Annotated in this window: 18 protein-coding genes and 1 pseudogene; 7 read left to right on the top strand and 12 right to left on the bottom strand. The window is 69.0% G+C overall.

The window, feature by feature from the left end; all coding sequences use genetic code 11:
- The first annotated feature begins 114 nt into the window (after positions 1–114).
- The gene (locus DAT37_RS09890) at positions 115–591 is read left to right on the top strand and encodes an HAD-IIIC family phosphatase (RefSeq protein ID WP_109524381.1); all 477 of its coding nucleotides are present in this window, start codon (positions 115–117) and stop codon (positions 589–591) included.
- 9 nt (positions 592–600) lie between these two features.
- Here the strand turns inward: DAT37_RS09890 and DAT37_RS09895 are convergent.
- A pseudogene (locus DAT37_RS09895) lies at positions 601–1,480 on the bottom strand (sigma-70 family RNA polymerase sigma factor).
- A gap of 128 nt (positions 1,481–1,608) precedes the next feature.
- On the opposite strand from DAT37_RS09895, the gene DAT37_RS09900 reads away from it, so the two are divergent.
- Positions 1,609–1,956, top strand: a complete 348-nt coding sequence (locus DAT37_RS09900) for a DoxX family protein (RefSeq protein WP_109524382.1) — start codon at positions 1,609–1,611, stop codon at positions 1,954–1,956.
- Between the two features lie 10 nt (positions 1,957–1,966).
- Here the strand turns inward: DAT37_RS09900 and DAT37_RS09905 are convergent, their stop codons facing one another.
- The 5 genes from DAT37_RS09905 to DAT37_RS43985 form a co-directional block, all read right to left on the bottom strand.
- A complete protein-coding gene (locus tag DAT37_RS09905; protein ID WP_232839616.1) occupies positions 1,967–3,550 on the bottom strand; it encodes a GMC family oxidoreductase in 1,584 nt (527 codons plus the stop codon).
- A 103-nt stretch (positions 3,551–3,653) separates the two neighbouring features.
- Positions 3,654–4,232 (bottom strand): TetR/AcrR family transcriptional regulator, encoded by a 579-nt coding sequence (locus DAT37_RS09910; protein ID WP_109524384.1) that lies wholly within the window; start codon positions 4,230–4,232, stop codon positions 3,654–3,656.
- A gap of 19 nt (positions 4,233–4,251) precedes the next feature.
- Complete coding sequence (locus DAT37_RS09915) at positions 4,252–5,718, bottom strand: FAD-dependent oxidoreductase (RefSeq protein WP_109524385.1); 1,467 nt, start codon at positions 5,716–5,718, stop codon at positions 4,252–4,254.
- Between the two features lie 51 nt (positions 5,719–5,769).
- Complete coding sequence (locus tag DAT37_RS09920) at positions 5,770–6,660, bottom strand: NAD(P)-dependent oxidoreductase (RefSeq protein ID WP_109524386.1); 891 nt, start codon at positions 6,658–6,660, stop codon at positions 5,770–5,772.
- Positions 6,657–6,797, bottom strand: coding sequence for a hypothetical protein (locus tag DAT37_RS43985; RefSeq protein ID WP_157978381.1), 141 nt, complete (start codon positions 6,795–6,797; stop codon positions 6,657–6,659). Before DAT37_RS43985 ends, DAT37_RS09920 begins: the two co-directional genes overlap by 4 nt.
- A gap of 296 nt (positions 6,798–7,093) precedes the next feature.
- Between DAT37_RS43985 and DAT37_RS09925 the strand changes: the two genes are divergently transcribed.
- The 4 genes from DAT37_RS09925 (at position 7,094) to DAT37_RS09940 (ending at position 11,002) form a co-directional block, all read left to right on the top strand.
- Positions 7,094–8,299 (top strand): cytochrome P450, encoded by a 1,206-nt coding sequence (locus DAT37_RS09925; protein ID WP_109524387.1) that lies wholly within the window; start codon positions 7,094–7,096, stop codon positions 8,297–8,299.
- A complete protein-coding gene (locus DAT37_RS09930; RefSeq protein ID WP_109524388.1) occupies positions 8,299–9,093 on the top strand; it encodes an SDR family oxidoreductase in 795 nt (264 codons plus the stop codon). The genes DAT37_RS09925 and DAT37_RS09930 overlap by 1 nt, the downstream gene beginning before the upstream one ends.
- Positions 9,090–9,293 carry a ferredoxin gene (locus DAT37_RS09935; protein WP_109524389.1) on the top strand — a complete coding sequence of 68 codons (204 nt, stop codon included), beginning with the start codon at positions 9,090–9,092 and terminating at the stop codon, positions 9,291–9,293. Before DAT37_RS09930 ends, DAT37_RS09935 begins: the two co-directional genes overlap by 4 nt.
- Before the next feature lie 98 nt (positions 9,294–9,391).
- The gene (locus DAT37_RS09940; protein WP_109524390.1) at positions 9,392–11,002 is read left to right on the top strand and encodes a succinic semialdehyde dehydrogenase; all 1,611 of its coding nucleotides are present in this window, start codon (positions 9,392–9,394) and stop codon (positions 11,000–11,002) included.
- Positions 11,003–11,082: 80 nt separating this feature from the next.
- On the opposite strand, the gene DAT37_RS09945 is transcribed toward DAT37_RS09940, so the two are convergent.
- A complete protein-coding gene (locus DAT37_RS09945; protein ID WP_232839617.1) occupies positions 11,083–11,628 on the bottom strand; it encodes a hypothetical protein in 546 nt (181 codons plus the stop codon).
- A gap of 386 nt (positions 11,629–12,014) precedes the next feature.
- Between DAT37_RS09945 and DAT37_RS09955 the strand changes: the two genes are divergently transcribed.
- Entirely contained in the window at positions 12,015–12,896 is an 882-nt protein-coding gene (locus tag DAT37_RS09955) for a hypothetical protein (RefSeq protein ID WP_232839618.1), read from the top strand.
- 21 nt (positions 12,897–12,917) lie between these two features.
- Here the strand turns inward: DAT37_RS09955 and DAT37_RS09960 are convergent, their stop codons facing one another.
- The 5 genes from DAT37_RS09960 to DAT37_RS09980 form a co-directional block, all read right to left on the bottom strand.
- Complete coding sequence (locus DAT37_RS09960) at positions 12,918–14,159, bottom strand: sensor domain-containing diguanylate cyclase (RefSeq protein ID WP_232839619.1); 1,242 nt, start codon at positions 14,157–14,159, stop codon at positions 12,918–12,920.
- A 122-nt stretch (positions 14,160–14,281) separates the two neighbouring features.
- Positions 14,282–15,424, bottom strand: coding sequence for a terpene synthase family protein (locus DAT37_RS09965; protein ID WP_232839620.1), 1,143 nt, complete (start codon positions 15,422–15,424; stop codon positions 14,282–14,284).
- 37 nt (positions 15,425–15,461) lie between these two features.
- Complete coding sequence (locus DAT37_RS09970) at positions 15,462–16,778, bottom strand: NtaA/DmoA family FMN-dependent monooxygenase (protein ID WP_232839621.1); 1,317 nt, start codon at positions 16,776–16,778, stop codon at positions 15,462–15,464.
- Positions 16,779–16,815: 37 nt separating this feature from the next.
- Complete coding sequence (locus DAT37_RS09975) at positions 16,816–18,657, bottom strand: ABC transporter ATP-binding protein (protein ID WP_109524393.1); 1,842 nt, start codon at positions 18,655–18,657, stop codon at positions 16,816–16,818.
- A complete protein-coding gene (locus DAT37_RS09980; RefSeq protein WP_109524394.1) occupies positions 18,654–20,702 on the bottom strand; it encodes an ABC transporter ATP-binding protein in 2,049 nt (682 codons plus the stop codon). Before DAT37_RS09980 ends, DAT37_RS09975 begins: the two co-directional genes overlap by 4 nt.
- Between the last annotated feature and the right edge of the window lie 20 nt (positions 20,703–20,722).

A 20,722-nucleotide genomic window follows, 5' to 3' on the forward strand; every position in this document is an offset into this window, starting at 1 on the left:
CTTGCTCGGCACGCGTCGTGCCCTGGATTGTTGGGAGCAGTGTCCTCTCCCGCCGTCGTCCGCCGGGGTGCGCGCGGTAGGACACGCGACGACGACCAACGATAGGGGCAGGCGATGCGACCGGCTCTGAGATGTCTTGTCTGGGAACTGGACAACACACTGTGGGACGGAGTGGTGTGCGATGCCACCAGTTCCGCGCCCAGGCCCGAGGCGCTGCGCACCATGGCGATACTGAGCGACCGCGGCATCTGGCACGCGGTCGCCAGCCGCAGCGATCGAGAGGAAACGGTCGGCAAGCTGTACCGGGAGGGTGTGCACGAGAGGTTCGCCGCCTTCGAGATCGGCTGGGGCCGGAAATCCGCGGCGATCGTCAGGATCGCGCGCACGCTGGGTCTACGACTGGATACCGTCGCCTTCATCGACGCCGAACCGGTCGAACGCGCTGAGGTGGCTCGCGCGCTCCCGGACGTCCGGTGCTACGCCGCCCGCAATGTCGACGTGATCACCGCCCTTCCCGATTTCCGTCCGGTCCTGCGGCTCGGACCCGACCCGACACCGCCGCTGGGTTTCGCGCGCGTCCCCGCGTTCTGACCGGACTGCCTACACCTCGGGCAGCACCGCGATCTCCAGGGTCGGCAATCTCGCCGGATCGGCGACGACGTCGTACCCGCTGATCCGATCACCGTCGAAGGTCATCCGCAGGGCCAGCAGCAGCCGTCCACCCGGCGCGACGACGACACCCGGCGCGCCGTCGACCCACGCGGCGACCGCGAACCCGGCCCGCGTCCGCAGGAACACCGTCTCCTCGGCGACCGCGTCGGCGCCGCGCACCTCGGCCGCCATGCCGGGGCGCAGGGCCGCGAGGTCGGCGGTACGCACCACATCCGGCGCGAGAACGGCGACCAGGGCCTCGAGATCGCCGCTGCGGGCCGCCGCGAGGAACGCCTCGACGACCCGGCGCTCGCGGACGCGCTCGGGATCGGCCGCCGGCTGCCGGGCCGTGCACGCGCCGCCGGGCACGGCTGGCCAGTTTCTTCGCGGTCGCGGCGCTGCGGTCGACGAGGGGACCGATCCGATCGAAGGGCACCGCGAACAGATCGTGCAGGACGAAGGCGACCCGCTCGTGGGGCTCCAGCGTCGCGAGGACCACGAGCAACGCGCGTCCGACCGAATCCACGAGGACCGCTTCGGCTTCCGGATCGACACCGGTCGTGTCATCGAGTTCGGCGACCCGTTCCAGCGGATCCTCGCGCCGAGTGGCCCGCGCGCGCAGCATGTCGAGGCAGATCCTGGACACCACCGTGGTCAGCCATGCGCTCAGGTTCGCGATGGCGGCGGAGTCGGCGGAAGCGAGCCGTAGCCAGCTCTCCTGGACCGCGTCCTCGGCCTCGGCCGCCGAACCGGGCAGGCGGTAGGCGACGGCGCGCAAACGGTCACGTTCGGCCTCGAAACGCCGCGCTTGCACGTCCTGTTCGATCACCGGTCACCTTTTCCGCTCGGCATCCGTCTCCGATACGACGGGCGCGACCGCGCTCGGGCCACGGGGGTGTCGAGCACGCACCCACGATGGCAGATCCCACACTGTCGACCACCGGAGGGTATCCAGTCATGTCCATCGCCTATATCGTCGTCACCGTTCTCGCGGCTCTGGCCGCGGCCTTCGCCGCCGGATACGACGTGGTCGCCGCCGACCGCGTCCGTGAGACCATGCTCGGCTACGGTCTGCCGTTGTGGAGTCTCGCTCCGCTGGCCGTGATCAAGGCGGTCGGTGCGCTGGGATTGCTTGCCGGCCTGCTCTACCCCGGCCTCGGATTGGCCGCCGCCATCGGTCTCGTGCTGTATTTCGTGCTGGCGGTCGCCACCATCGTGCGGGCGCGCGCCTATGCCGACATCGGTTATCCGCTCCCGTATCTCGCGCTCGCGGCAGGCTCGCTCGCCCTGTTCGCCTATGCCTGACCCGGGCCGGTCACTCGAGCAGGAAATCGGCGGCGCGCGAGCCGACGAAGACGCTCGGCGCGTGGGTGTGACCGCGGATCAGCAGCGGCATGACCGACGCGTCGGCGACGCGAAGTCCCTGTACGCCACGCACTTCCAAACGCGGGGTGACCACACTGGCCGGGTCGGTGCCCATACGGCAGGTACCGGCCGGGTGGTAGAGGGTGTGGGCGTAGCCGCGCAGAGCGAGTTCGATGGTGGCTTCGATGTCGACGGGCGCCTCCGGCGGGTAGATCACCGGTCCCAGCACCGTTTTCAGCGCGCGCGTTTCGGCGAGCCGCGCGCAGACGCGCAGACCCGCGCGCATCGCCTCGTGATCGGCGCCCGCGCTGTCGGACAGGTAGCGCGGGTCGATCGTCGGCGCCGCGGTGGGTTCGGCGCTCGCGAGCCCGATCCGGCCGCGACTGTGTGGTCGCAGCAGTACGCAGGCCAGGATGACGCCGTGTTCGGTCGGGTCGCGCAGGCCTTCGTAGTAGAAGGGCGCGGGCGCGTAGACCAGTTCCAGATCGGGCAGGTCCAGATCCGGGGCACTGCGCACGAAACCGTAGGCCTCACCGACATTGGAGGTCAGCATGCCGCGGTGCCGGATCAGGTAATCCAGGAGTTGCCGCGGCTTCTCGGCGCCGAACAGGGAATCACCGTCGACGCCGTAGCCGATTCCGGCGACCAGGTGATCCTGGAGATTGGCACCCACTTCCGGTGCGTTGTACACCGGGCGGATACCGTGGCGCGCCAATTCGTCGATATCGCCGATCCCCGAGAGCATCAGCAGTTGCGGGGTATTGACGGCGCCGCCGCAGAGGACGACCTCGCGGCGCGCGGAAACGGTGAATGTCTGTCCACCCGTGACGTATTCGACACCGGTGGCGCGGGTGCCGTCGAAGAGCACGCGGGTGGCGAGCGCGTCGCCGAGCACCGTCAGATTCTCGCGGCGCATGGCCGGTCGAAGGAACGCGTCGGCGGCGCTCCAGCGGCGACCGCCGCGCTGGGTCACCATGGTCTGGCTGAAACCGTTGGGCTGCGGCCTGTTCGGTGGTTCCACCGGGTAACCCAGTTCCCGCGCGGCAGCCAGATACGCGGCGGTCGACGCGCGCGGGCTGCGCTGTTCGGAGATGTGGAGCGGTCCGGCCGCGCCCTCGTCGGGATACTGCGCGTTCTCGACGTTCTCGACGCGGCGGAACGCGTCGATGGCGGCGGCGAAATTCCATTCCTCGCCCGCGAGCAGGGCCCATTCGTCGTAGTCCGCGCGGAAACCGCGCACCCACATCATCGCGTTCATCGAGGAGGAACCCCCGAACATCCGCCCGCGCGGCCAGTAGATCCGCCGGTCGTCCAAACGCGGCTGCGGTTCGGTCAGATAGTTCCAATCCAGTTCGGAGCGGAACAGTTTGGCGAAGGCCGCCGGAATGTGGGCGAATTTGTTCTTGTCCGGCGGACCGGCCTCGAGGACGACCACCCGGACGCCGGGCGCGGCGCTGAGCCGATCCGCGAGCACGGCGCCGGCCGAACCCGAACCGACGATGACGTAATCCGCGACAATCTCACCCTGGTGCACAGTCCCCACTCCGATTCGACCCGACCTACGCCAGAACATACGAGCATCGGGCGGTGCGGTGGGTTCGAATCGGCCGAACGTGACCGAAGTTGCCGCGACAGTGCTAGTGCAGGATCAGCAGCGCGGATTTCTCGATGCGGTCGGCGATCTCGGAATAGGATCCGTACCCCATCCCCGCCCGGACCAATGCCCCCGCGTAGAGCAGTTCCAGTGATTCCACGACGTCGGGATCGGCGTCGGAGCCCAGCGCGGTGATGATGCGTCGGCGGATCTCGGCGCCGATGCGGATGCGCAGGTGTTCGACGTCGGGATCGCGCCCGAGCAGGGCGCTGGTGACCGCGCCGGACAACTCCTGTTCGTCGGCGACGAGCATCGCGATATCGCGCAGCTCGGCGACCACCCGGACGGTCGGGTCGGGATCCTCGCTGACGGGGGAGGGCGCCGCCATCAGCCGTCGCCAGAAGATCTCGGCGACCAGATGTTCCTTGGAGGAGAAATAGGTGTAGGCCGTCGCGGTTCCCACCCCGGCGGCGGCCGCCACCAGCCGAATCGTCATGCCCGCGAACCCCTCGCGGGCCAGCACCTCCACCGCCGCCTTGGTGAGTTTGTCGACGGTATCGGCTTGTTTGCCGGTGAGGCGACGACGGGTCGCCTCGCGGATGATGGACTCGGGCTCGGACATATGTCTGGATACTACCTGGTCAGCTCTTCGCGGCCGCGATGCCCGCACGCCGTCCGTAGAAACTGCCGTCGCCGAGTGACGCGCCGCTGACATAGCCGCCGGTCGCGATCCCCGACGTGCACCGTCCCGCGGCGAACAGGCCGGGAATGGGGTCGCCCGCCACGTGCAGGACCCGGGAATCCAGATCGGTGCGAAGTCCGCCCAGGGTGAACCCCGCGGTGAAACCGCGCAGGTCGAAGGCAGCCAGCGAACCACGCAGCGGGCGTACCCATTCCGGCTTCTTTCCCAGCAGCGGATCCGAGCCCTCGGCGGCGTGGCGGTTGTAGCACTCCACCGTGGATTGCAGCGCCAGCGTCGGCAGGCCCATATCGGCCTCCAATTCGGCGACGGTCTCGGCCGCCCACTTCGGCGGTTGCCGGAAGAAGGGGGTGGCGCTCACCGTCGCCAGCGCCTGTTCGTAGGACTGTTCGTCCAGGATCAGATACGCCTGGTTGTCCTGCTGCATCAGCGTGAGCTGCCCGATCCGGCCGCCGTAGGTGTCCTCGGGGACGTAGCGCTGACCGCGGCCGTTGACCAGGATTCCCCTGGCCAGCATCTGCGGATCGGCGAAGAAGGCCACCTCGGTCGCGTCCATGTGGGCGAGATCGGCGCCGAGGGCCTGTGCCAGCCGGATCCCGATGCCGTCATGTTCCTCGATGGCCGCCGCCGGTCGGCCGATCAGCCGTGGCGCGTAGCCCTCGATCATCTTCTCCTGGTAGGCGAAACTGCCGGTGGCGAGCACCACGCCGCGTTCGGCACGTACGGTGATCTCCTCCCCGAAGCGGGTCGCGCGCAGACCGACGACCCGGCCGTCCTCGTCGACTACCAACCTGCGGATGCGGGTGTCGAATTCGGCGCGCACGCCGAGGGATTCGGCGGTTTCGGCCAGCGGCTTCATCAGCATGTATCCGCCGCTGCGCTGCCCGATCCGCTTGTCGGCCATCTGCGGGACATGGCCGCGCGGAGCGGGTTTCGCGATGGCGTTGAACGGCGCGGCGTTCTCGCCGCCGGAGTACATGAGCCCTTCGTCGTGCGGGGGTTCCCAGCCGGGCTCGCCCCAGAACGCCTCGCGGAAGGGCACCCCGTTGGCCACCAGCCAGGAGTAGTGCTCGACGCTGCCTCGGCAGTAGTCGGCGATCTTCTCCTTGTCCGCGCCGGCCCCGATCGCGGCGAGCAGGAATTTCTCCATGTTCTCGGGGGTGTCCTCGAAGCCGAGGGCCTGCTGCAACGGGGTACCGCCGCCGAGGTAGATGAACCCGCCCGCCATCGCGGCCGCGCCGCCCCAGCCGCCGGTGCGTTCCAGGATCAGCACACTCGCGCCCGCGCGAGCGGCCTCGATCGCGGCGCACACGCCCGCGATGCCGTATCCGGCGACGACGACGTCGGCGGTATGCGTCCAGTCGGTGACCTCGGCGGCGGGCAGCGGGCGAAGGGAGGTGTCGGCCATCTGTCGGGAGTCCTTACTTCTCGGTTGTTTCGGTCGGTGCGGCCACGTCGCTCATGCGGGCGATCCGCCGGAGCGCTTCTTGGTGGCGATCGGGCCGGTGCCGACGCCCAGGCCGATTCCGAGGCCGTCGATCGCGAGTTCGGCGAAGGGCAGCGCGACACCGAGGCGTTCGCCGAGTTCCATCGCCAGCGACAGATCCTTCTCCCCGAGGTCGCGGGCATGGCTGAGGATCGGCAGCCAGAAATCGCCCTCCTCGATCGCGGCCGTGGTGTCGCGCAGCATGATGGCTCCCGCGCCGCCGGTCACCGCGTCGGAGTGGCGTACCACCTTGCCGAGTGCGGCGATGTCGAGACCGGCCGCCTCGGCCAGGCGCTGCGCCTCGGTCGCGGCGGTGAAGGCCGCGAAGTGAAGCAGGTTGCGCGCCAACTTCATTCGTGTGCCCGCGCCGACCGGGCCCGCGTGCACGATCAGATCGGCGAACGCGCCGAACGGCTCGCGCACCCGCTGGAAGGCGGTCTCGGTGCCGCCGACCATCACGGCGAGGACGCCGCGATTGGCGCCCGGCGCACCGCCGCTGACCGGAGCGTCCACGAATTCGACGTCGTGTGAGGCGCAGATTCCGGCGAGTTCCTCCGCGGTGGCGTCGCTGATCGTGGAATGTATGGCGATCACCGAACCCGGTTTCGCGGTCCGCAGAATGCCGTCGGGTCCGTCGACGACACCGCGCACCTGCGCGTCGTCGACCACCGCGATGCTGATGACCTCGGCCTGCTCGGCCACCGCCGCCGGTGTGTCGGCCGCGTTCGCCCCCGCGTCGGTGTAGGTGACGACGACTTCGGGACGCATATCGCAGACGGTGAGCCCGCCCGGCCGGTCCAGCAGTCGTTTCGCCATGGGCGCGCCCATATTGCCCAGCCCGATGAAACCCACGCGATCGGTCATGCCGGTGACCCCTGCCTGCCGTCGGAGATCTGCCCGGAGCTCGAGCATGTCTGGTCGGACCTCGCGGGCGCGTACGGCGCGCCGCCGGTCGGTGCCGCGTCGGCGACGATGGCGGATCTTCCCGTGAATCGGGTCATGCGGGACTCCTGAACTGTCTGGACACGTGTACGGAAATATAGGCTCGTCGCGTCGAATGGCGCAAGAACAGGTTTCAGAATGTCCCCCCGTGGTCGAGTGGAATCGATGTGGGACAGTTGCCGATCATCCGGGTTCGCGCCGGTAGATCGCCGGACTCGATCGGGAGTAAAAGCGAGCATTGTCTCGGACCGGTTGCGCTGGTAGTGTCCAGACACATGTCCAGCTATGTGTCTCCTAGTGGCTCGGCGGAGCGTCGCTGCGTAGCGAACGCGTTCTCGATTTTCGGATGTGCCCGATGACCGCCGCGTCGTTGGAGCCGCTGACCTTCGATCCGTACGATTACCGCTTCCACGACGACCCGTACCCCACGTATCAGCGACTTCGCACCGAAGCGCCGCTCTACCACAACGCCGATATCGGTTTCTACGCGCTGTCGAGGCATGCCGACGTCACCGCCGGATTCCGGGACCACCATCGGCTCTCCAGCGCCAACGGCGTCTCGCTCGACCCGGCCGCGTGGGGGCCGCACGCGCACAAGGTGATGTCCTTCCTCGCCATGGACGACCCGCGTCACGTCCGGATGCGCAAACTCGTCTTCAAGGGGTTCACGCCCAAACGCGTCGCGGCGATGGAAGACAGCATCAGGGATCTGACCGTCTCGTATCTGGAACCCGCACTGGCCGAACGCCGTTTCGACTGGATCGACGAGGTCGCGGGCAAGCTGCCGATGGATGTGATCTCCGAACTGATGGGCGTGCCGGTCGCCGACCGGGCCGAGATCCGTCGACTCGCCGATCTGGTGGTGCACCGGGAGGACGGGGTGCTCGACGTGCCCATGGCCGCCGCGCACGCCTCCATCACCCTGATCACCTACTACACCGAACTGGTCGCCGACCGGCGCAGGAAACCCGCCGACGACCTGACCTCGGCGCTGCTCGACGCGGAGATGAACGGCGACAGGCTGACCGACGAGGAGATCATCGGCTTCCTGTTCCTCATGGTCGTCGCGGGGAACGAGACCACGACCAAACTCCTCGGCAATGCCCTGTACTGGGCCGGAATGAATCCGGGGGAGTACGCCGAGGTGACGGCCGACCGGGATCTGGTCTCGGACTGGGTCGAGGAGACCCTGCGCTACGACGCGTCCAGTCAGATCCTCGCGCGCACCGCGACCGTCGATATCGAATACCCGTACGGCACGATTCCGGCGAATTCCAAGGTGCTGCTGCTCATCGGATCGGCCAATCGCGATACCGACGCCTTCGACGACGCGGACAGTTACCGGATCGGCCGTCCGGGCAAAGCCGCGCTCACGAGTTTCGGCGCGGGCGTCCACTTCTGCCTCGGCGCCCATCTGGCCCGTCTCGAAGCGAATATCGCGCTGGGTGAATTCGCCGCGCGGGTCCGGCGCTACGAGGTAGAAACAGCGGGCATCGAGCGGGTGCATTCCACCAGCGTCCGCGGATTCGCCAAATTACCGATCGTTGTGGAGGCAGGCTGATGCCACGTTTCGAACCCCATCCCGAACGCAGGACCGTCATGGTGGCGGGCGCGTCCTCCGGTATCGGCGCCGCGACCGCGATCACGCTGGCCGAACTCGGGCATCCGGTCGCGCTCGGCGCGCGCCGGGTCGAGAAATGCGAGGAGCTGGCCGCGCGGATCCGGGCCGACGGCGGCACCGCCTTCGTGTATCCGCTCGATGTCTCCGAAACCGGCTCCGTCGATGATTTCGTGACCGCGACCGAGAAGGAACTGGGCCCGGTCGAGATCCTGGTCTCCGGCGCGGGGGATATCGAATTCGGGCTGGTGCACGAAATGGATCCGGCGCGTTTCGTCGCCCAGATCGGTGTCCATCTGGCGGGCGCGCAGCGCCTGGCGCACCGGGTGCTGCCCGGCATGATCGAGCGCAGACGTGGCGATTTCGTGCTGATCAGCTCCGATTGCGCCGACCATCCGCGCCCGCGCACCGCCGCGTACAGCGCCGCCAAGGCGGGGCTGGAGGCGATGGCGGGGCAGTTGCGTATGGAACTGGAAGGCACCGGCGTGCGCGCCTCGCTGGTACGGCCGGGACCGACGCTGACCGGCATGGGGATGACCTCCACCCCCGAGGTGGTCGGGCCGATGTTGCAGGACTGGAAGGACTGGGGATTCGCCCGGCATCCGTACATGCTGCGCGCGAGTGATCTGGCCGCCGCGGTGGCCGCGGTGGTGAGTACCCCGCGCGGGGCGCACCTGGTGCTCGTCGAGGTGCAGCCGGAAGCGCCGCTGCGTCCGAAGGAGGAGGCGAAGGAGTGAGAATCCACCTCGACCCCGATCTGTGCCAGGGGCACGCCGTGTGTCAGGACGAGGCACCGGACGTGTTCTCCGTGCCCAAACGCGGCACGGTCGACATCCTCGATCCGACGCCGGGGGAGAACCTGCGCGCCGATGTCGAGCGGGCAGTGCGCTACTGCCCGACGCAGGCGCTGTCGATCACGGCCGACGAAAACGGCTGACGCTCGGATTCTCGGTAGGCGCGAACCGAGAACGTGTTCTAATTTCATTGCGCGGCCGCCCCCGCATCCCGGATGTCGAGCCCCAACGGAGAGAGTCGATGAGTACAACCGAAACCCGACCCGGTCCCGTGGCGACGCTGCCCGCCCGGATCACCCCGGAACTGATCGCCGGGCTGACCACGCTGGTCACCGCCACCCCGGCGGACGGCGCCGATGCCCTGCCCGCCTACGACATGATCGAGGTGTACACCGGCGCGACGGTCGGACAGTTGCCGCAGTCACGGCCCGAGGACGTACACGCCGCCTACGAGAAATCCCGTGCGGCACAGCGGGAATGGGCCTCCTGGCCGTTGAAGCGCAGGCTGGCGGTCTTCGAGCGCGCGCACGAACTGCTGGTGCGCGAATGCGAGACCGTCGCCGATCTGATCCAGATCGGCTGCGGGAAGACCAGGCGCATGGCGGTCGAGGAATCCTGTGACGTCCCCATGGTCATCAGCCACTACCTCAAGACCGCGCGCCGCGTCCTGCGTTCCACGCGCCGCGGCGGCCCGGTGCCGCTGTTCACCACCTCCACCGAGGAACATCGCCCGAAAGGCGTCGTCGCGGTCATCGCGCCGTGGAATTTCCCGTTCGCCATCGCCCTGTCGGATTCGGTGCCCGCGCTCATCGCGGGCAACGGCGTCGTGCTCAAGCCGGACAACAAGACCGCGCTATGCGCCCTGTTCGGTGTCGAACTGCTGCGGAAGGCGGGGTTGCCGGAGGGACTGTTCCAGGTGGTCTGCGGCGAGGGGCCCGACATCGGCCCGACGCTGATCGACAACGCCGATTTCGTCATGTTCACCGGATCGACCGCCACCGGGCGCGTGGTCGGCGAGAGCGCGGGCCGCAATCTCATCGGATGCAGCCTCGAACTCGGCGGCAAGAATCCGATGATCGTGCTCCCGGACGCGAATCTCGACGAGGTGATACCCGGCGCGGTATTCGGCGTCTTCGCGAATTCGGGCCAGGCCTGCATGCATATCGAGCGCATCTACGTACACGAGAGCATTCACGACGAATTCCTGCGCCGATTGGTCCGGGCGGCGACCGATCTGAACGCCACCATGGGCGCGGCCTACGACTACACACCCGAATTCGGATCGCTGGTCTCCCCGCACCATCTGGCTCGGGTCGCGGCCCACGTCGACGACGCGCGGGACAAGGGCGCGACCGTACTGGTCGGCGGCCAGGCCCGTCCCGATATCGGCCCCGCCTTCTACGAGGCCACGGTGCTCACCGATGTCACCCCCGATATGGCGCACGCGACGCTGGAGACCTTCGGGCCGGTGGTGAGCGTCTACCCGTTCACCGACGAACAGGAAGCGATCCGATTGGCCAACGACACCGAATACGGGCTGAACGCCAGTGTCTGGAGCCGCGACCTGTCGCGGGCCGGGCGCATCGCCGGGCAGTTGCAGGCGGGCAGCATCAATATCAACGACGGTTTCGTCACCAGCTACGCGTCCAAGGGCAGCCCGTCGGGCGGGGTGAAGCAATCCGGTGTCGGATCACGCCACGGGGACAGCGGGTTGCTGAAATACACCGATTCGATCAACGTCGGCGTGCAGAAACGTCAGGTACTCGCCGCGCGGTCGGGTCAGCCCTACGACCGCCAGCTCCGGATCACCCTCGCCACGCTCCGTTTCATGCGCCGCACCCGACTGCGCTGATCCGGCTCCCCGGCGGGACTCCTCGTCGACGATCGGCCCGAGGACGCGCGGGCCGTCTCGCCGATCGCGTCGGCGGCGAATCAATCGAGTTCGCGGGCCATCTCACGCAGTGTCGCGACACGGGATTCGAGATAGGCCAGTTCGGTCTCGTCGACCACGGTGCGCTGGATGCCCGCCTCGACGAGGAAGGCTCCCTGGCGGTGGTCGTCGATCACGTCGACATCGATGACGACGGCCGCGTAATCCTCGGCCCCCGGCATCGGATCGGCCACCACCCGCGCGGTACCGCGTGCGCACAGCGCCACGTCGCCACCGCCGATGATGGTCAGCGCCACCTCGGCATTGCTACGCAGCCGCAGCAGCGAACCGCGATTTCTTCGCAGGCTCAACAGGATTCGGCGATCACCCGCGCGGACCGGCCACGAGACCGGAATGGCGTGCAACGACGGCGCCGCCGTCACCAGCACCGCGATGGTGTCCAGCGGCCATTCCGGCAGTACCCTCAGTTCGGGATGCCCGACCGGTGCGGTCGGTGGATCGGCGGGGATCTGTCGATATTCCCGGGCCTCGGCCACCGCATCCCCCGCCATCACGCGCTCGCTCCGGACTCCGATCGAATCACCCATCGCACCAGTGTATGCCGCCGTACCGACAGTCGCCCGGCGTGCGAGCCGGGTGCGGTGCGGGCCTGCTCGCGTGCGCGACGAGCGCGCGAGATCCGCGGCACCGGGGTTCGGCCGTCCACTGTGAGACGACATGGAAAACGGGCCTCGCCGATTGGGATTCGTACGGCGTGTCCTGGCGCGTCGAAACTTACTTCGACCTGCGGTATGTCGATCCGGCCGATGTGCTGTAACTTACTGCCCGGGAAGAGGGTTGACCGTGTGCAGCGGTCGACATGCTGAACCGCAGTGTGGTTCATGACGCAGTGGGAGTGTTTGTCTTGGCAGGTCGGCATCGACGGGTACAGAACTCCGCGGCACGCAATGCCGTGAAGCCCATGGTGAGCGCGGTGCCGATCGTGCTAGCGGTGGTATGCGCGGGCACCGCGAACGCCGATCCGGTACCGACACCGCCCGGCGTCAGCCAGCCCGAACAGCCGATTCAGCCGAGGGCGATCCCCGCGTCGCCGTCGCAGCCCGGCGTCACCATCACCCCTTCGGTCACCCCGCGGCCCGCGGGCCCCGAGGCGGGCCCGGCCATCGTCGAGCAGGATGCCCCCGCAGATCCGGACGCTCCGGTCGACGCGGTCGATCCGGAGGCCGACGCCGGGATTCAGCACGCCGAACCCGCCCCCGCGCGGTCCGCCCCCGCGCCGCAGAACACCCCGTCGTCTCCGCAGGCCCTCCAGGAAGCGCCGGAACCGCCCGACACCATGACCATCTCGCCCGAGCCCGCCCACACGTTGCGTGTCGGCGCGTTCAGCGCACCGGTTCCGCGTGAGGTTCCCGCCGACATGCTGGCCGGGCTGAACAGCGGCATCGCCGGTATCGAAGCCCAGTGGTCGGCGGCGTCGCAGTCGGTGGGTATCGACGCGAACCGCGCGGGCACCATCGCCGGGGGCGCGCTGCTCGGCGCCGCTGTCGCCGGCGTGCCCGCCGCGGTCGTCGGCGGAGTCGGCGGCGGCCTGATCGGCGCCGGTGTCGGCTTCGGGGTGGGCGTGGCCGGGACCGCCGCGGGCGGTGCCATCGCCACCGCTGCCTCGGCGGTGCCGTCCGGCGGTGTGGCCGCACTCCCCGTACTCGGCGCGACGGCGATCGCCGCGGTCCCGATCGCCGCGGGCGCGATGGCGGTCGGCGCGGGTGTCGGCGCCGTCGTCGGCGCGGCCGCGGTCGGCATTCCGGCCGCAGTGGTCGGCGGCCTCATCGGCGGCGCGGTGGCGTCCCAGATCTGATTCGGGATCACCGCACCCGTCTCAGTCGAATGGTGCCTGCGTGTGCATGACCCAGCGCCCTTTGCTGTTTCGCTTGGCGTTGCGCAGTCCGGTATCGGCGGCGTCGAGCAGCGATTCCGCGTCGGCGTGGGCCAGTGAGGTGACCACGGCCCCGATACTGGCCGAGATCTCGATCTCGAGCCCGTCGACGATGACGGGCTCGTCGAAGGCGGCGAGCATGCGGTCGGCGAACAGGGAGACCGTGTCGCCGTCGGTCGGCGGCTCGATGAGGGCCACGAATTCGTCGCCGCCGAGGCGGCACACGAAACAGCCGCTCTCGTGGACGGCGCGGTAGAGGCGGTCCGCCGCTTCCGACAGCACCCGGTCGCCCACGCGGTGGCCGTAGTGGTCGTTGACGTGTTTGAAATGGTCGAGATCGGCGAAGCACAAACCGGTTCGAGTGTCCGTGTCCGCGTCGGCGATCAGCTCCTCGATCCGTTCGAGCAGGAAGCGCCGGTTCGGCAGTCCGGTCAGCGGATCGTGCCTGGCCTGTCTGTGCAATTCCTCCTGGAGCAGATGCCGTTCGGTGACGTCCGCGCCGATGGCGAGCAGGCAATCGGACCTGCCGTGCGAACCCCTGACGTAGGTGATGGCGAAGGTCATCCATCCGATGCTGCCGTCGGCGCGGACCAGCCGTTGGTCGAGTGTGACGGTGCCTTCCCCCGCGGGGACGAGTTTCTCGTACAGCAGGGTGCGAATGGTGTCGCGGTCGTCGGGGTGGGCGAAATCGTAGACCGAGATGCCACGCAGATTCTCGACGGGAATGCCGATCATATCGGCGAGGGCGGGGTTCGCGTCGACCAGTGTGCCGTCGGTGTCACCGATGGCTATCGCCACGCCGGTGCTGTCGAACAGGACGCGGAACCTCGCATCCTGTTCGCTCACCTCGTCGACCTTGCGCTGGTGGCCCTGGCCGAGCCCGGCCAGCAGGCCGCTGAGCCGGATACCGGCGTCGGGGTGCGCGCTCGCCTCGGCGAGTGCGTGCAGGACCGGCGCGGACAGGATCGGGACCATGGGGTCGGTGAAGTTCGCCGCCCAGAGCGCCGCGCCCACCCCGACGCCGACGGTCGCGTCGAACGGTTCGGCGTCCAACGCCGCGGCCAGCCGATCCACGAGGCCGGATAGTCGAAGACCATCGGTGCCCGCCTCGATGGGCTCGATGCCACCGGTGGCAAGGGCCTGTCGCCAAGTCCGCGCCAGCGCGGCACGGTCGATGTCGTCCACCACATCCCCTCGGAGCTTCGCTTACCCGCGGCTTCCGGTCGCCGAGGGCGGTGTGCTGCGTCTTTCGACCATAGTCGGTCGCCGGAACCGCCGTACGGAAGTCCCGGTCAGGGCAACGACGATCAGGTCATCCGGTTCTCGACGAAGATCGACGCGCCCTTGTATCTGAGGGTCGTGAGCTGCCAGACCCACGTGGCTCGCACGCACCCCGACATATCCTCGACCTGGGTGCCGACCATAACAGCGACGTCGCGTTCCGGCAGCGCGTCGCACAGGGCCCCGATCCGGTCGCGCAGCATGACGAACTCGAGCAACCGTTCGCGCACGATGCCCGCGGCCGCCTCGACGGCGTCGGCGAGGCGGGCACCCGGCGTGTTCAGCAGCCACACCGAGACGAGATTGAAATCCGACCCGTCGCGGATGCATTCCTTCTCGAAGGAGAACAGATCGTTCATCAACGCGCCGATATCGGCGGTCAGCCGCCGGAGCCGGGCCAGGGGTTCGCCGAGCCCGGCGGCTCGGATCCGATCCCATCGCAGGTACTCGTCGCGGCCGAATTCGCACAGCGCGATCGCGGGATACATCCCGGAGACATCGCCTCTGAGGTCGATGTACTCCGTCACGCCGAGTACTCCGCCGCGGGCGCGCGCGTTCTGGTCCCTGATGGCCGTATTCAGATGGGCGCGCGTGGACTCCAGGAATTCGTCGAGCCACGCCGCGTCGGCGGAATCGGCCAGCAGCGTGAGGAATTCGGCAGATGCCATCTCCACCGGATCGGGATCGGCCGCGGCGGAGCGTGTCTCGAGCAGAGCGGACAGACGTCGAAGGGTTCGGGTCGCGCGTTGCTGGTCGACGGCGGTCAGGTTCGCGAATTTCTCGCGACCCACGGTGTCGTTGAGCCAGAACAGGATCGCGTTGTAGATCCCGATGGTCGTCATGCGCTCCGGGGAGATCGTGTTCGGATGCAGGTAGGGGGTCATGCTGTTGTAGTGCGTGCCCGTGGACTCGAGCCAGATGCCGTATCGGCGGCAGAAGCTCTCGGTCTCGGCGAGCGCGACGGCTGCGAACCGGTTCGGTCGGAAATCCGCGCAGAACGCGGCGATATCGAAATCGGCCGTACTGAACAACCGCTGTAACGACCATCCGTCGCCGTGCAGTAACTCCTCGTACTCTGCCCGCATCGCCTCGAGCTTCGCCTCGACCTCGGGTAGGCACTCGACCACCACGAACCCCCTCATCACATCCGCTTCCACAAAGGTAGCCATGAAACAGACTGGACGCACGTTCAAAGGGGGTGTCGGGTCAGCGGGTCGGTGCGGACGCCACCGGGTCGGGAAGCCCGAAGCGGGCGCGGACGGTGGATTCCGGGTAATCGGTGGTCACCGCGCCCTCGGCCCGCAACAGCGGAACGACCTGTTCGACGAAGGTGCGCAGGTCGTGGGGGAGGGTCGGCGGCTGGATCGTGAAACCGTCGACCACGTCGTCGCGCCACCAGTCCAGGATCTGTTCGGCCACCTCGGCGGGGGTGCCGAGCACGAGCCGATGGCCGCCGTCGACGCGACGTGCGAGTTGACGCAACGTCGACGGTTCGGCGGACACGAGATCGTGCAGCGAACGGGTGAAACCGACGGGGCCCTGCTGGTTCTCCTCGGAGTGGAACAACTCCGGTACGACGATGCCGTCCGGATCGAACGGCAGACCGTGCCGGTCGGCGAAGGAGCGCACCAGCGAGAGCTCGTCGGCGTGACCGTTGAGGCGCTCGTGGCGACGCAGTGCCTCGTCGGTGCTGTCCGCGACGATCGGGACGAGACCGGGCAGCACGCGCACCGTCTCCGGATCGCGATCGTGCGCCGCGGCCCGCTCTCGCAGCTGCGCCCCGAACTCGCGTGCGGCATGCTTGCCGAGCAGTGCGGCGTACACCAGGTCGGCGTGACGGCCCGCGAGATCTATCCCCGCGTCGGACGCCCCGGCCTGGGCGATGAGCGGATGCCCCTGCGGCCCGAGCGGCACATTGAGCGGGCCGCGGATATCGAAGAATTCGCCGTGGTGGTCGATCGGGCGCGCCGACTCGCCGGACCACAGCGGGTCGCCGAGTGCCGCCGGGGTGTCGACGGCATCGTGGTCCCAGCTGCGCCACAGCTGCTTGACCACCGAGACGAACTCCTCGGCACGGCGATACCGCTCCGCGCGACCCGGCAGCGGAGCCGATCCGAAATTGGCGGCGATATCCGGATTGAAGCTGGACACCACATTCCAGATCACCCGGCCGCCGGAGATGTGATCCATACTCGACAGCCGCCGCGCCAGGTTGTACGGCGAGTTGTAGGAGCTCGACGCCGTCACCACGAACCCGATATCGGGTACCCGGGCGGCGAGCGCGGTGAACAGCACGATCGGGTCGAGCGAGTGCAGCGGCCTGCTGGTGTCGGCGCGCTGCAACGCGGGATGGTCGGAGAGGAACACGGCGTCGAAGCCGCCCTCGCGCGCCAGCCGGGCCACCTCGACGTAATGGTCGAAGGAGAGGAACCGGTCCCACGCCGCGTCCGGGGCCAGCCACGAATTGCCGTGGTAGCCGGTGCTGTTCACACCGACATTGAGGAACAGTCTGCGAGAGGGCATGTCGATTCTCCGTTCGGACAGGGATGGGTGGGCGCGGTCAGCCGCCGACGTCGCTCGGCACACGCTGGTGCACTGCGACCGAATCCCGCGCCCAGACCGCGTGCAGGCGCGCGTAGCGACCGTCGCGCGCGAGCAGTTCGGCGTGCGTGCCCTGTTCGACCACGGTCCCGTCGTGGAACAGCAGCACACGATCGGCGGTTTCGGCGGTGTGCATCCGGTGCGCGATGGTCACCGTGGTCCGGCCGTGGGTCAGCCTGGCCAGCGCGTGCTGCACCCGTACGTCGGTACCCGCGTCCACCCCGCTGGTCGCTTCGTCCAGAACCAGCAGATCCGGGTTGACCATGGCGGTCCTGGCCAGCGCGACGAGTTGGCGTTCACCCGCCGAGAGCGCTTCGCCGCGTTGACCGACGCGGGTGTCGAGCCCCTGGGGCAGTCCGCGAATCCAGCCGGTGAGGCCGAGTCGCGCCAGCACCGCGAGCACGTCGGCCCGCGAGGCTCCCGCACGTCCGAGGGCGATGTTCTCCTCGACGGTGCGATCGAACAGGAAGGCTTCCTGCGGGACGATGGCGACGCGTCGCGTGAGCGCGTCGTCGGAGATCTCCGCGATATCGACATCCCACAGCGTCGCCGTGCCCGACCCCGGCAGCAGCTGCCTGGTCACCAGTTTCGCGAAAGTGCTCTTACCCGAACCGGTCTCGCCGACCAAGGCGACGTGCTCGCCCGCGGAGATGCGCAGGTCGACATCGTGCAGCGCGGGTCTGCCGGTGACGTAGGCGAATCCGACCTCGCGGAATTCGACGGTGGCGGGTCCTTCCGGCAGGGTGGTGCGGCTGCCCGTCCCCGACACCTGCTCCAGATCGAGTATCTCGACCACGCGGCGCAGGCCCGCTTCGGCATTGCGCGCGTCGGCGAGACTGCTGACCGCGAACTGCATCGGCCGGACGAAGAACGTGACCAGGAACAGGAAGGCCACGACATCGCCCGCGCTCAGCCCGAACCCGACCCCGAACACCCCGACCCCGGCGGCGGTGCCCGCGACGAGTACCGCGGTGGTGATCAGTCCGCTGGCGACCTCGCCGATGGAGATGTTGAAACCCATCGGCCACAGCGTGCGGCACTGTGCGTCGCGCACCCCGTCGATCTGCGCGGCGGCGCGTTCGCCCATGCGCTCCTCGATGCCGTATCCGCGGATGGTGTCGATGCCGACGAGTACCTCGAGCAGCCCCGCGTAGAGTTCGCCGATGCGTCGACGCACGGTGTCGAACCGTCGGCCCACCCACCGCTGCAAACTGTGTCCGGCCAGCGGGACACCGAGACCGATCAGTAGGACGAGTACGGCGGGCGGCCAGGAGTAGACCAGCATCACCGCCAGCGCCAGCAGCATCTGGGCGATGTTCTGCACCAACGTGATTCCGCCGGACTGCGCGTACAGGGTGACGACGTCGACATCGTTGGTGACGCGCGCGACCAGCGCGCCGCCGGACTCGGCCCTCGGGTCGGCGGGCGAGAGCCGCAGGATGCGCGCGAACGCCGCGACCCGCAGTTCGTACAGCGCCTGTTCGACGGCGCGGATCAGCCGGTGGTTCATCAGCGCGGAGGCGAGCATCGCCAGCAGGACCGCCGTGACCCCGACGGCCACCGCGCCGGTCACCACACGCGACCGGGTCGCGGCGTCGGCGTCGGAGAGCAGGGCGTGGTCGAGCGCGTACTGGATGGTGACGGGAATGACGATGCGGCCCGACGCCGCGACCGTCGCGAGCAGCAGGATCAGAACCAGGGAACGGCCGGAGAACGTCGTGTCGCGACGCACCCGCCGCAGCAGAGCGGCGGTGCCGTAGGTGCGTTCGGGGGTGGCCCGCTCGTACTCGGAGGTGCTCACCGCGCCTGCAGAACGGTGCGGCCGGGTCCGGACCGGTGGCCGGGTGGCGGTGGGTTCGCGCAGACCGTGTCGAATTCGCGCCCGTCACCGTCGCCGGGTCGCGTCGGGAATCGCCCGTCGGCGGCATCTGTTTCGTGCACCTCGCCGCCGTCTTCGTCCGCCCGGTACGCACCGAGCAGCGCGCTGTATCCCGGCTCGGTGTCGAGCAGTTCCTCGTGTGCGCCGACCGCGCGAATCCGCCCGCCCTCGAGGAAGACCACGGTGTCGGCCAGGGCGATGGTGGCGGCGCGGTGTCCGACCAGCACGACGGTGGTACGGCGATCATCGCCCGCGTACTCCGCGCGCAGGGCGTCGACCACCTCGCGTTCCACCAGCGGGTCGAGAGCGGAGGTGGCGTCGTCGAGCAGCAGCAGGCCGGGACGTCGGAAAACCGCCCTGGCCAACGCGATCCGCTGGCGCTGTCCGCCGGAGAGTTGCACGTCCTCGCCGAGGACGGTGTCGGCGCCGTGCGGCAGTTCGCCGACGAATTCCGCCGCACCCGCGATATGCAGCGCCCGGTCGAGTTCGGTGTCCGCGTCGTCGACGCTCCGCGGCCGGGCCGGCTGCGGTGTCGTCCCGTCGACGAATCCGGTGGGCCGCGCGTCGAGGACGACGTTGGCCCGCACGGTATCGGCGAACAGGAACGCGTTCTGGGTGACGAGCGCGGTACGTCGGCGCACCGCCTCCGGCGCGACGAGTCGGGTGTCGACGCCGTCTACCGACACCGTGCCGCGGTCGGCCTCCAACAGGTGGGCGAGCAGCGCGAGCAGCGTGGTCTTGCCCGCGCCGGTCGCCCCGGCGACGGCGACGACCGCACCCGGGCGGACGGCGAGCGTGAGATCCCGCACGGCGTCGCGATCGGCGTGCGCCCGCCCGCCGCCCGCGTCGCGATAGCCGAAGTCGACGTCGGCGAGTTCGAGCGCCACCCCGTCGGGCCGTCCCGAGGGCGTGGACCGGCCGTGGGCGGGTCGCTCGGTCGCGGTGAGAATCTGCTCGACCCTGGTGTGCCCGGCGACCCCGAGCGGCAGCACACCGAGGAATCGGGCGATGACATTGAGTGGAATGGCCGTGGTGATGAGCAGATAGATGACCTCGACCAGGGCGCCGACTCCGAGGTGGCCCGCGTCGACACGGGCCACCCCGACGGCCAGGATCACCAGCGCGGCCAGCGGCGGCATGAGTTCGATCGCCGGATCGAAGATCGCGCCGGCGTTGCCCATGCGCCGGTTGGCCGCGCGTGAGGCGTCGGCGGCCCGCGCGAACCGATCGATCTCGCGTTCGGTGATGCCGAGGGTCCGGATCACCTGGCGTCCGGCGACCGCCTCGTGCGCGAGTCCGCTGACGACGGCGCGCTGCTGTTGGGCGGCGCGCGCCCGGGGCGCGAGCACCCGCTGATACAGCAGGTTCGCGGCGAAGACCAGCGGGATGAGGATCGCCGCGATCAGCGCCAGCCAGGGGTCGGCCAGCGCGATATCGGCCATGACCAGCAGCAACATGCCCGTCATGCCGACCGCGAAGGGAAAGTGCTGCATCGGGTCCCACGCGGTCTCGGCGTCGGAGACAGCGCGCGACACCAGTTCGCCCGCCGAATGCCTGCGGTGCCACGAGACGCCGAGCCGCAGGTACGCGGCGGTGACGGCCTTCCTGGTCGCGGCCTCGTTGTGGTACTGCACGATGCCGGTCGCGACGCCGCGGGAGATGATCGTCAGGATGCGCAGCAGCGAGACCACGAGGACGAACAGCGCTCCCGTCGCGGCCGCGCCCACCAGGAATCGCTGCTCGGCGAAGCCCGCGACGACCACGTGTTCGGTACTCCAGCCGATCGCCTTCGCGGCCAGCACCATGCACACCGCGTTGGTGAGTCCGGAGCCGATCGCTATCGCGGCCGCTCCCGGCATGCGGGCACATCCGCGCGCCATCATCGCCAGGCCGGTACGCAGGGTGCGGACGTCGCCGCCGGTCCCGGTATCCGCTCCGGCGAGCAATGCGCCTCTGCCGTAGCTCATGATCGGGAAACCTCCTGCAT

This window comes from Nocardia aurea, from assembly GCF_003123685.1.
GTDB lineage: Bacteria > Actinomycetota > Actinomycetes > Mycobacteriales > Mycobacteriaceae > Nocardia > Nocardia aurea.